The following is an 11,244-nucleotide window of genomic DNA, read 5'->3' as shown; positions in this document are numbered from 1 at the left end:
ATAAACAGAACAAAGCGATGAAAATGAACCCTGAACAGACATAAAATGTATCGTAATAACTATAAAATCCGCCAATAGTACCTGCCAATGGACCACCTAAAATCCAACTACTTTTAGCACAGTTAGTAAATAATGTTGTTGCTGTACCGAGTTTTGTTGGCATTAAATCTTGAAAATATGCCATTCCTATTGTAGCAACAATGCCGATTAATCCGGCGTTTAAGCATTGTAATAACAATAATCCCCGGTCGGAAGTGACAACTAAAAGTGATGGATAAAAAATTACACCGCATAAAATAGCTATCATCATTAAATGTTTTTTATCAATATATTTATTCATCCATCCTGCAAGCAACATAATTGGAATTTCTAACCCGGCAGCAGTTCCCATTAAAATTCCTGCTAAATTTTCAGGTAAGTGTAATTGATTGGTAATGTAAAGTGGCATATTAATTAAATACATACTATTACAGCTAAAAATAATAACTAACACTGCAGAAAGGTAAATGATATCGGTTCGATTCTCTGGAGATGTTTCAATGTTTGTTAGCATAGTAATATTTTTTTCTTTATGGCGGATTTTTGGCAGGAAAAAACGTCCGCAACAAGCACTTAACAAAAATACTATGGCACCAATTAAAAATAAAAAAGTGAAACCTTTATTAATTGCTAGCCAAAAAGCGAGAGGTGGCCCGATAATCCAAGCGAGAGAAATTTGCGCACGCATTATTGTCATAAACATAATTGCTTGTCGTTGTTTGCGGTTGGCGTATTCACGGGCAAAGGCGAAAATCTGTGGATTAGAGGCAGAACCTAATCCAAAAAGTGTTACTGCTAATGTAAGCAACACCCAATAGTTACGACTGAATGCAAAAATGACATATCCGACGGCAGCCATTAAACTGCAACCAAAAATAAGTAAACGTCTGTCTTTTAGGCGATCTGAAAAATAGCCGATAATTTGTCCAAGAATAATACCGACAAAAGCATTTACTGCAAAAAAGCAGCCTACCGCAAAAGGGGAGACGTGCACTTCTTTTGCTAAAAAGAGGCTCATTACCGGTAATTGAAATGCTGAACCGATACCGGTTAAAAATGCCATTAATAGAAAAGTAAATGTGATCCGCTTTAATGTTGTTTTTGAGTGGCTCATACGTTTAAGAAAAAATGCCCCTGAAAATCAGGGGCAAAATTTAGGTTGAGGAATATATATAACGTTATTATTTATAGCTTATAAACTTATAGTACGTCGCGGCAATTTAAGTCATCAAATGCTTGTTCTAAGCGTTTTGACATTGACTCTTCGCCTTTACGTAACCAAACACGTGGGTCATAGAATTTTTTGTTTGGTGCATCAGGACCTTCAGGGTTACCTAATTGACCTTGTAAATAAGCTTCATTTTTCTTGTAATATTCTAAAATACCGTGCCAAGTTGCCCATTGAGTATCTGTGTCGATATTCATTTTAACTACGCCGTAAGAAACTGCTTCTTGAATTTCAGCGTGGCTTGAACCTGAACCACCGTGGAATACATAAGAAACCGGCTTATCTGTGCTTAAACCGTGTTTAGCTTTGATATAGTCCTGACCTTTTTTCAAGATGACCGGAGTTAATTTTACATTACCCGGTTTGTATACACCGTGTACGTTACCGAATGCTGCCGCAACGGTAAAACGTGAACTGATTTTTGATAATTCTGTGTAAACTAAATCGATTTCTTCTGGTTTAGAATAAAGATCCATAGGGTCACGATCTGAATTATCAACACCATCTTCTTCACCGCCGGTAATACCGAGTTCCATTTCAAGAGTCATTCCGATTTTATCCATACGCGCAAGATATTTTTTGCAGATTTCGATATTTTCTTCTAATGGTTCTTCTGAAAGGTCTAGCATATGAGAAGAGAATAAAGGTTTACCTGTTTCAGCGAAATGTTTTTCACCGGCTTCAAGTAAGCCGTCAATCCACGGAAGCAATTTTTTCGCTGCGTGGTCGGTATGTAGGATAACTGGAACACCATAATGTTCAGCCAATGCGTGAACGTGTTTTGCACCGGCGATAGCGCCAAGCACATCAGCACGTTGTCCTTCAGCTAATTTGATGCCTTTACCGGCATAGAATGAAGCGCCGCCGTTAGAAAATTGAATAATGACCGGTGCTTTAACGCGTGCAGCAGTTTCCAAAACTGCGTTTACAGAATCGGAGTTCACACAGTTTACTGCAGGAATAGCAAAGTTATTTTCTTTGGCGAAAGCAAAGACTTTTTGTACTTCATCACCAGTTAATACACCAGGTTTTACGAAATCAAAAATTTTAGACATAGTATTTTCCTATTTTTAGTGAAGAAGAAGGGGGATATTCCCCCTTCTAAAAAACGATAATTAACCTTTTGCTCTTTGTTCAAGAATTTCTACAGCCGGTAACACTTTACCTTCAACAAATTCAAGGAAAGCACCGCCACCGGTGGAAATATAAGAGATTTGATCAGCAATACCGAACATATCAATCGCAGCCAAAGTATCGCCACCGCCCGCAATGGAGAAGGCATCACTTTCGGCAATAGCACGTGCTACGATTTCAGTTCCTTTACGGAAGTTAGGGAATTCAAATACGCCGACAGGACCATTCCAAAGGATAGTTTTTGCATTACGAATGATTTCCGCAAGTTGTTGTGCAGATTCATCACCTAAATCTAGAATTTCTTCATCATCTTGCACTTCTGTTGCTGGTTTTACAGTCGCAGTTGCAGTTTCAGAGAACTCTTTACCAACGCGAACATCAGTCGCAACAGGGATATTGCAGCTTGCCATTAAACGTTGCGCTTCAGGAATTAAGTCTTTTTCATAAAGTGATAAGCCGACATTATTGCCTTGTGCTGCGATAAAGGTATTAGAAATACCGCCACCGACAACAAGCTGGTCTGCAATTTTTGAAAGAGAATCTAAAACGGTTAATTTAGTGGAAACTTTAGAACCACCAACAATTGCTACCATCGGACGTTGTGGATTTTTCAATGCCTTACCTAAAGCATCCAGTTCGTTGGAAAGCAACGGACCGGCACAAGCAACAGGGGCAAATTTTGCAACACCGTGAGTAGAAGCTTGTGCGCGATGTGCAGTACCGAAAGCATCCATTACAAATACATCACAGAGTGCTGCATATTTTTGTGCTAAATCGTCAGCATCTTTCTTTTCACCTTTGTTGAAGCGCACATTTTCCAATACAACCAATTCATTTGGAGCAACTTCAACACCATCAAGGTAATCTTTTGCCAAACGAACAGGAACATCTAAAAGATTGTTCAAATAGTCAACAACCGGTTGTAATGAAAATTCAGCATTGTATTCACCTTCGGTAGGACGACCAAAGTGAGAAGTTACCATCACCTTCGCACCTTGTTCCAACGCTGATTTAATTGTCGGTAATGATGCTTTAATACGTGCATCAGAGGTGATTTTGCCATCTTTAACAGGAACATTTAAATCCGCACGGATAAGAACACGTTTACCTGCAAGATCGAGATCGGTCATTTTAATTACTGACATTTTAAGCCCTCTTATAAAGTTAAATAGGAGTGATTTCTGAATTCAAATAATGCGATTATTATAGCAGCTCATTGTGATAAAAGCGTGGGTTAGATCAAAATTATTTGATTAATGTTTGATTTATTTTTGTGAATAAAATAAATCGCTTAAAAAGCGGTTATAAAAATATAGACGAACGGTGTACAATAACCGATTTTTAAACGAAAGTGAAAGGGAGAGTGTGTCGAATTTATGGCATTATTAATTACGGATAAATGCACAAACTGTGATATGTGTGAACCGGAGTGCCCTAACAATGCAATTTCTGTTGGTGAAGAGATTTATGTGATTGATCCGGCGCTATGTACAGAATGTGTAGGGCATTATGAAACACCAACCTGTCAAAAAGTGTGCCCGATCAGCAGTTGTATTATTCCTGATCCGGCTCATCGAGAATCTCAGGATGAATTGTGGGAGCGATTTGTCCTTATTCATCACGCCGAAAAGCTCTAATTTAGAAAAAATCTAAAAAAATCTTACTTTTTTAAATAAATTCTAATTAAATTATCTCAAATACAATAATGTTTTTGCGAAATTTGTTATTTATTGAATAATACACGTCATTCAAACGTGATGCTTTGCATTATGTGTGTATGGAATCAAAAGAAGAAAGAGCATTTATTATGAAAAAATCATTTATTTTACAACAACAAGAAATTAGCTTTGTTAAAAACACTTTTACTGAAAAATTAGCAGAACATTTAGGTTTGGTTGAGGTACAAGGGCCGATTCTCAGCCAAGTGGGAAACGGTATTCAGGATAACCTTTCCGGAAAAGAGAAAGCGGTGCAGGTTAAAGTAAAACAGATTGAAGGTGAAGTGTTTGAGGTTGTCCACTCTTTAGCAAAATGGAAACGCCATACCTTAGGCCGTTTTGATTTTAAACCGGGTGAAGGGCTGTTTGTGCATATGAAAGCATTGCGCCCGGATGAAGATTCTTTGGATCGTACTCACTCTGTTTATGTTGATCAATGGGACTGGGAGCGCGTTATTCCGGAAGGATTACGTACATTGGATTACTTAAAAGATACTGTTCGTTCAATTTATCGTGCGATCCGTGAAACCGAAGCTTTAGTAGAAAAACATTTCCATATTGCTACCACTTTACCAAAAGAGATCACTTTTGTTCATACTGAAGATCTCGTGCAGCGTTATCCGGGGATGACAGATAAACAACGTGAAAATGCGATTTGCAAAGAGTACGGCGCAGTCTTTTTAATCGGTATCGGTGGAAAATTGTCTGATGGTAAACCGCACGATGTGCGTGCGCCGGATTATGATGACTGGACAACCGTATCAGAAGGCGATTACAAGGGCTTAAACGGCGATATTTTAGTGTGGAATGAAGAATTAGGCACTGCATTTGAACTTTCTTCAATGGGTATTCGTGTAGATGAAGCCGCATTACGCCGTCAGTTAGCGATTACCGGCGATGAAGATCGTTTAAAATTCTCTTGGCACCAAGATTTAATTAATGGCAAATTGCCACAAACCATTGGTGGCGGTATCGGTCAATCCCGTATGGTAATGTTCTTATTGCACAAAAAGCATATTGGTGAAGTGCAATCAAGTGTATGGCCACAACAGGTCTTCGAGGAATTTGAAAATATTCTTTAATGTATAATTATTGAAAAAGAAGAATAATGAGGAAACAGAGTATGAATTTGTTTCCTCTTATTTTTTATATCAAATTTAGGTTTAGGCATTGTCGGTGAAATTGTTGTAATGTGTTTCTATGTCCGATACTTATAATGATTGCCTGTGGCAGTTGTTGTTTGATGAGTGAATAAAGGGAATGCTCTGTTGGCTCATCCAGTGCAGATGTAGATTCATCTAGAAAAATTACTGTCGGTTTGCTGAGTAAAATTCGTATAAAAGCAATACGTTGTAATTCACCAGGTGAGAGAATTGCTTGCCAATCAAGTTCCCGATGTAAATGAGTTAAATATTTGTCCATCTTACATTGTTTCATTGCTGTGCATACTTGCTCCACTGATGTTTGAATATTTGGATAACAGATGGCTTGATAAAGTGTACCTTGTGGCAGATAGGGGCGTTGTGGTAAGAATAGTTTTTCTCCTGAGACGGGAATTTCTATTTCTCCTAATGTTTCAAAAGGATAGATGCCGGCAATTGCTTTTAATAAACTGGTTTTTCCTGTTCCAGATGCACCTTTAATCAATAAAGAATCACCGCTATTTAATGTTATATTGATATTTTTAAGAAAAATTTCTCCATAACTATTTTTTAAACCGAAGTTTGTTAATTTAAGTTGATTGCTATAGGTAATAGGATAAAAAGGATAATGTGCTTCCAATTGTTCTAATTTACTGAAAAAACCAACTAAACGATTTAACCTTGCTTGATATAATGTAAATTCTTCATAAAAGAGGCGAAAAAATGAGAGCGCTCTCATTAAGCGATTAAAAGCTTGTACTGTTTGATGCATATCTCCTAAGGTTACTTGACCAGCAAAAAATCGAGGGGCTTGTAGCATTAAAGGTAAAAGTTTAGCTGTTTCTGATACGCCGGTATTAAAGCCATCTAATCCCAACATTTTTAAAACAATGCGCCAACGATTCCGGATAATTTGTTGGAATTTCTGCTTTAGTAAATTGTGTTCTCTTTTTTCTCCTTGGTAGAAGGCAATGCTTTCTGCGTGATCTCTTAAACGAATAAGAGAATAACGATAGTTTCCTTGTAGTTTTTCCTTGTTAAAGTTTAATTTTACTAATGGTAATCCGATCCAAACGGAAATGGCAGTGGCGACAAGAATAAAAAGGTAAATAAAGAAGACTGTACCTTTAGGTATTTCTAAACCGAATAGCGCTAATAAACCGGAAAGCCCCCACAAAATAATTGTAAATTCTATGGTGGATATAATGGAATTAATTGTACCTCGTACTAGATCAATTGTGGAAGTAACAAAATCTCTAGCATCCTGTTCTATTCGTTGGTCAATATTGTCGGGCAAGTCTGATTCATACTTAAGACGATAATAGTTTTTATGGGATAGCCAACGTTCAAGCATTGAGGCATTCAGTTTTTCTAGCCAACGAATTTCAAATATCTGTCGGATGAGATTGTTAACAATAGAACGAAGAATATTAATAAAAACTAACAGGGCATTGATTGAAGCAAAAAACCAGAAGGCTTGAGCCTGTTTATTTTGGAGAGAGCTATATAACCCATTGTAAAAAAAACTATTTAATACACTGATTCGTACCTCTAATAGGATAAAAGTAATAAGTACAATCAGCATAAAAATGATTTTATAGTGATTCGAATTTTTAATGCAATCTTGATTTATCAAATAAAAATTTTTGCCAAATGAAGTATATCTTAGGATTAGGGAAAGAAAGAATAATCCTAGACAAACCCAAAATAACGCATTGATTAACCAAGATAAACTTGTATTTAATTCGGTTTGCCAATTCATTTTTTTATGTGCCCTTCCTTTTTCAGAAAGGGCTTTACCTGTATAAGTATAAGTTAGAAAGAAAGCTCAATGTTTGCCCAATATGTTCTCGGCATACCAAGCACGGCGAAGCTTCGATCATACCGACCACGTTGAACTTGCCAATAATGTTTGTTGAATAGATTTTCAATACCTAATTTAAGGATAAATTGTTGCTGTTGAAGTTTGAAAGCATATTTAGCACCTATATCAACAGTAGCATAGGATGGGAATTTATATTTTTTGGCGTAATCTTGGTAAGATGAGCTGTAATATTGGAGCGCACTATTAAGAGTTAAACCCTGAATAAATGGTGTATCCCATTCAATACCGGCTTTAGCAATAATGCGTGGGCTGGCAACTTGAGTTCCATCAATAATCTGTCCTGCCCAGTTGGCATAATCGAGCAATTCACCTTTGTTATAACTGATACCTAAATTGGAGCGTAAGTAACCATTCAACAAATTGGTATAAAGATTAAATTCAATGCCGCGATTACGTTCTTTTCCTTGTTGTTCTCCAGCTTTACGCTGATAGTTATTAGCTGCTTTACTAGTAATTGTTCCCGGCCGAGAGAGTTGATAAATACTGAGTGTGGTAGTGTATTGTTCCCCCCAATTTTTACGTACACCTAATTCAATCTGTTTACTGACTAGTGGTTTGGACATTACTCCATCTTCATCAACTGCACCAGGTTCAAGATCTTCCAAGTAATTAGCATACCAAATTAAGTTGGAAGTAGGTTGGTAGGCAAGTGTTAACATCGGACTAAAGCGGTGATTGTCTGCTTTAGTGTCGCTTTGATAGTCGGTTTGTTTGATCCATTGGTATCGTCCGCCTACTGTTAAACGTAGTTCATCCTCAAAAAAACCTAATGTATCAGCAAAAGCGATGCTGTGTGCTTGAACTTTTTCATTCGTAGATTGAGCTAAAGCTTTATATGTTGGTGAATTTGGGAACACAGGATTATAAAGATTAATATTTCTGAATGTTTTATCTTTTTTGTAGTCAATCACTGGACTTTGTTTGAAATCCCGAGTCCGGATAACACTATCCCAAGCGATATTCCAATTATGGCTGATTATATGAGTGTTAAAATCACCATGTAATTTTAAATTGGTGCTAGTTGTATTAATTTTATAACTCATTGCCCTCATTGATTGGATATTATAAGTTTGCGGAGTCGCCATTCTGATTTGTCCGAATGCACCGTAATATTTTGATGACATATGCCCGATACCACCTGAAAGCATCGTATGATATGGTAGGTCATATTCGAATGTCGCCATTATGGTTTGATCTTCCGTTGTTTGACCAGACCAATGAGGAATTAGATTAATTTCTCCGTCCGGAGCAGGGGCTAATGCAAAATCAAGATCTTGAATATCCTGTATACGTGCACGCCCGCCTTTAGTCGCTCTTTTGTTATACATATAATCAATAGCAGTTCGTAATTTATCACCACGATAATCTGCACCTATGGCGATCTCACTATTTCGTTCATTAAAATGTTTTCGTGCTGTATCGCCGTCACGGTATAAACCACTAATTCTTATACCCCATTGTTTATTGTTGCCGAAGCGACGACCAAAATCAAAATAAGGCTGTGTGCGATCTTTACTATACCACGCCATACCTAATATATTAATCGGCGTATCAGTCGCTCGTTTTGTTTGAATATTGACTGAAGCACCGGATGAACCTTCTGGATCCATACCTACAGTGGCAGTTGATGCACCTTTAATTAATTGTGCGGAAGCAACGGCGGAAAGAGGAGAGTTGTAGCTAGAGTATAAACCGGTTAACCCATTTACGCTGAATTGACGAGCATCAAGTTGTAAACCTCTAACATAAATTCCACTCAGTGTGTTGGTTTCACCGCCAAAGTTCATCACTGAAGTATCCATTTTTGCAATAGCATCAACAATATTACGAGCTTCAGTTTGTTCAATTGCCTGTTGATTATAATTGATGACTGAAATAGGTGTAGCAAATGCAGTTTGTTGTCCAAGTAAACTGAGATTAACATCCGATTTAAGTTTATTTGTCGCTTTATAACGCTCCAATTCCGTTATGACCTCGACCTGTTCTAATGTGTTATCAGAAAAGTCTGAATCTGCAATAACAATATGGGGTGAAGATAAACATATTAAAAAATAAAAGAAAATTGTCTTTTTTTGCATAAAAAATTTTTTAAATTGGTGATAATAAATAGGATAAATAAATTGGAGGCGGAGTATAACGAAAAGAAAAATACAACTCAATATTAATGAGAATAATTTCTGTTTATTTTATATTGTAATTTTTTGACCTGAATTCAAAAAAAGTGGTTTTCTAGTATAAATTTTTGTTGCCTTGTGTTAATTTTGAAACGCTTTTTTATTTTTCACAACAAAAGGAATTTACAATGAATTGGAATTTAGATCCGAAAGATGTTTTCAGTGCTTCTCCTGTTATTCCAGTAATGGTGATTAAGAAACTGGAAGATGCATTACCGATGGCAAAAGCATTGCAGGCAGGTGGTATTAACGTTTTTGAAATTACATTACGCAGTGCGGTTGCATTGGACGCAATCAAATTATTGAGTAAAGAAGTTCCAGATGCATTGGTTGGTGCAGGAACTGTATTATCGGCTGAACAATATGATCAGGCGGTGGCGGCAGGCGCAAAATTTGTGATTTCTCCGGGCGCAACACCAGCACTATTAAAACACGCAGCTGAACGTGAAGTACCACTAATTCCGGGTACGGCAACGCCATCAGAAATGATGCAAGCGTTAGAGTTAGGGTATACTTATGTTAAATTTTTCCCGGCGGAAATTAATGGTGGTGCGGCAGCCTTAAAAGCGATTTCAGCAGCATTACCACAATTAAGTTTCTGTCCGACCGGTGGGGTATCACCAAAAAATGTGGCAAGTTATGTGGCAGTGAATTGTGTTAAAACAGTCGGTGGTTCTTGGATGATTCCTAATGATGCAGTTGCAGCCGGTGATTGGGCTAAAGTCACTCAATTAACCAAAGAGGCAGTTGAATTAGTTACAAGTTTAAGAAGCTAACAGATTGTTTTGAATTGGAGAGATTCCCTTATCCCAGATGGAATAAGGGAATTTTTTATTAGTGAGTCAGGCGAATAATGGCGTTGGAAACATCTTGATCTTGATAAATGCCATTAATCGCATCGGTGAATGCCTGATTTAACACTTTTTGGATTTCAGGTGTTTTGGCACCGAAAGCCCCTTCTTGAGAACGGTGAGTTTCAATATTTTTGCTATATTCGCCTTTTGCGCTTTGTACTTGAATAGTTAGCTGTACGGAAGCGTCAATTTTATAACGAAGATTGCCTTGGTTTACATTAGCATAGAATTGTTTCACATTAACTGTTACTACAGCTGGGGCGTTATTCGGCAGAATACGGAAACCTTTGCTGTTCAGATCTTGTTGTAATGCTTGTTGGAATACTTCAGCAATGCTTGGCTGGGCAAAGATCGGATAAAGTTGACCATCATAAGTATATTGAGAAACAGTTTGGTTGCCACGAAGATCACGAGAAGTAACGCTTACGCTACTATTTTGGTTTTGAGCATTAAATGGTCCAACTGCTGCTGGCGGTGTAAAAGTGATAGTGTTTTGTGGTGTTTGGCAAGCGGCAAGTAGAAAACTTGCAACCATAACACAGGCGGAAGCGAAACATCGTAAAGATTTATACATAATAAAGTCCTATTTCATTAGTTATCAGTTTGTGAAGTTGAAAACATCGCTATAAAATAGTGTATATTCATACAAGAATCATCAATAGTCAAAGTAAATTATCCTCTTACAGCAAAAAGAATAATCATATTTTAGCGAAAAGTTTTCCACAATTTGCAGAAGATCATTACGTTTAGGAGTTTTTATGAACAAACAGCAACAGATGACAGTTTTATTGCAACAAGAATTATCCCCTCTTCATTTTGAAATTATTAATGAAAGCCATATGCATAGTTCTGGGAAGGGGGATGAATCACACTTTAAATTAATTATTGTCAGTGAGCGTTTTCAAGCAATGCGGGCGGTAATGCGTCATCGTTTGGTTTATCAGCTATTGGCACAGCAGTTGGCGGAAGGTGTGCATGCTTTAGTGTTGCATTTGTATGATCCGGATGAATGGAAATCTTTACAACAAGTGCCAAATTCACCAAATTGTATGGGTGTTGGTGAGTAATAT

General features: G+C 37.2%; 10 protein-coding genes. 4 read left to right on the top strand and 6 right to left on the bottom strand.

Annotated features, from left to right (window positions below):
- The 3 genes from P375_RS06820 to pgk all read right to left on the bottom strand — a co-directional run.
- A partial coding sequence (locus P375_RS06820; protein WP_245176438.1) for a sugar efflux transporter occupies positions 1-1,102 on the bottom strand: 1,102 nt, incomplete at its 3' end.
- A 137-nt stretch (positions 1,103-1,239) separates the two neighbouring features.
- The gene (gene fbaA, locus P375_RS06815; RefSeq protein WP_013745935.1) at positions 1,240-2,322 is read right to left on the bottom strand and encodes a class II fructose-bisphosphate aldolase; all 1,083 of its coding nucleotides are present in this window, start codon (positions 2,320-2,322) and stop codon (positions 1,240-1,242) included.
- A 60-nt stretch (positions 2,323-2,382) separates the two neighbouring features.
- Positions 2,383-3,546: a phosphoglycerate kinase gene (gene pgk / locus P375_RS06810; protein WP_018346233.1), complete on the bottom strand. Its 1,164-nt coding sequence runs from the start codon at positions 3,544-3,546 to the stop codon at positions 2,383-2,385.
- A 231-nt stretch (positions 3,547-3,777) separates the two neighbouring features.
- Here pgk and P375_RS06805 point away from each other — a divergent pair, with 231 nt between their 5' ends.
- Together P375_RS06805 and asnA are read left to right on the top strand one after the other, a co-directional pair.
- Positions 3,778-4,038 carry a YfhL family 4Fe-4S dicluster ferredoxin gene (locus tag P375_RS06805; RefSeq protein WP_013745933.1) on the top strand — a complete coding sequence of 87 codons (261 nt, stop codon included), beginning with the start codon at positions 3,778-3,780 and terminating at the stop codon, positions 4,036-4,038.
- Between the two features lie 170 nt (positions 4,039-4,208).
- Complete coding sequence (asnA, locus tag P375_RS06800) at positions 4,209-5,201, top strand: aspartate--ammonia ligase (protein WP_013745932.1); 993 nt, start codon at positions 4,209-4,211, stop codon at positions 5,199-5,201.
- Positions 5,202-5,265: 64 nt separating this feature from the next.
- Here asnA and P375_RS06795 read toward each other — a convergent pair whose 3' ends face one another.
- Entirely contained in the window at positions 5,266-7,023 is a 1,758-nt protein-coding gene (locus P375_RS06795; RefSeq protein WP_039135715.1) for an ABC transporter ATP-binding protein/permease, read from the bottom strand.
- Between the two features lie 53 nt (positions 7,024-7,076).
- Complete coding sequence (locus P375_RS06790) at positions 7,077-9,224, bottom strand: TonB-dependent siderophore receptor (RefSeq protein ID WP_039135714.1); 2,148 nt, start codon at positions 9,222-9,224, stop codon at positions 7,077-7,079.
- Between the two features lie 224 nt (positions 9,225-9,448).
- Between P375_RS06790 and P375_RS06785 the strand changes: the two genes are divergently transcribed.
- Positions 9,449-10,096, top strand: coding sequence for a bifunctional 4-hydroxy-2-oxoglutarate aldolase/2-dehydro-3-deoxy-phosphogluconate aldolase (locus tag P375_RS06785; RefSeq protein WP_039135712.1), 648 nt, complete (start codon positions 9,449-9,451; stop codon positions 10,094-10,096).
- A gap of 58 nt (positions 10,097-10,154) precedes the next feature.
- Here the strand turns inward: P375_RS06785 and P375_RS06780 are convergent, their stop codons facing one another.
- Positions 10,155-10,748: a YajG family lipoprotein gene (locus tag P375_RS06780; RefSeq protein ID WP_039135710.1), complete on the bottom strand. Its 594-nt coding sequence runs from the start codon at positions 10,746-10,748 to the stop codon at positions 10,155-10,157.
- Positions 10,749-10,932: 184 nt separating this feature from the next.
- On the opposite strand from P375_RS06780, the gene P375_RS06775 reads away from it, so the two are divergent.
- A complete protein-coding gene (locus P375_RS06775; RefSeq protein WP_039135709.1) occupies positions 10,933-11,241 on the top strand; it encodes a BolA family protein in 309 nt (102 codons plus the stop codon).
- The last annotated feature ends 3 nt before the right edge of the window (positions 11,242-11,244 follow it).

Origin of the sequence: Gallibacterium genomosp. 2, from assembly GCF_000771895.1 — a bacterium.
Classification (GTDB): domain Bacteria; phylum Pseudomonadota; class Gammaproteobacteria; order Enterobacterales; family Pasteurellaceae; genus Gallibacterium.
Note: the sequence above shows the minus strand (reverse complement) of the source record. Positions and strands in the feature narration are given on the sequence as shown.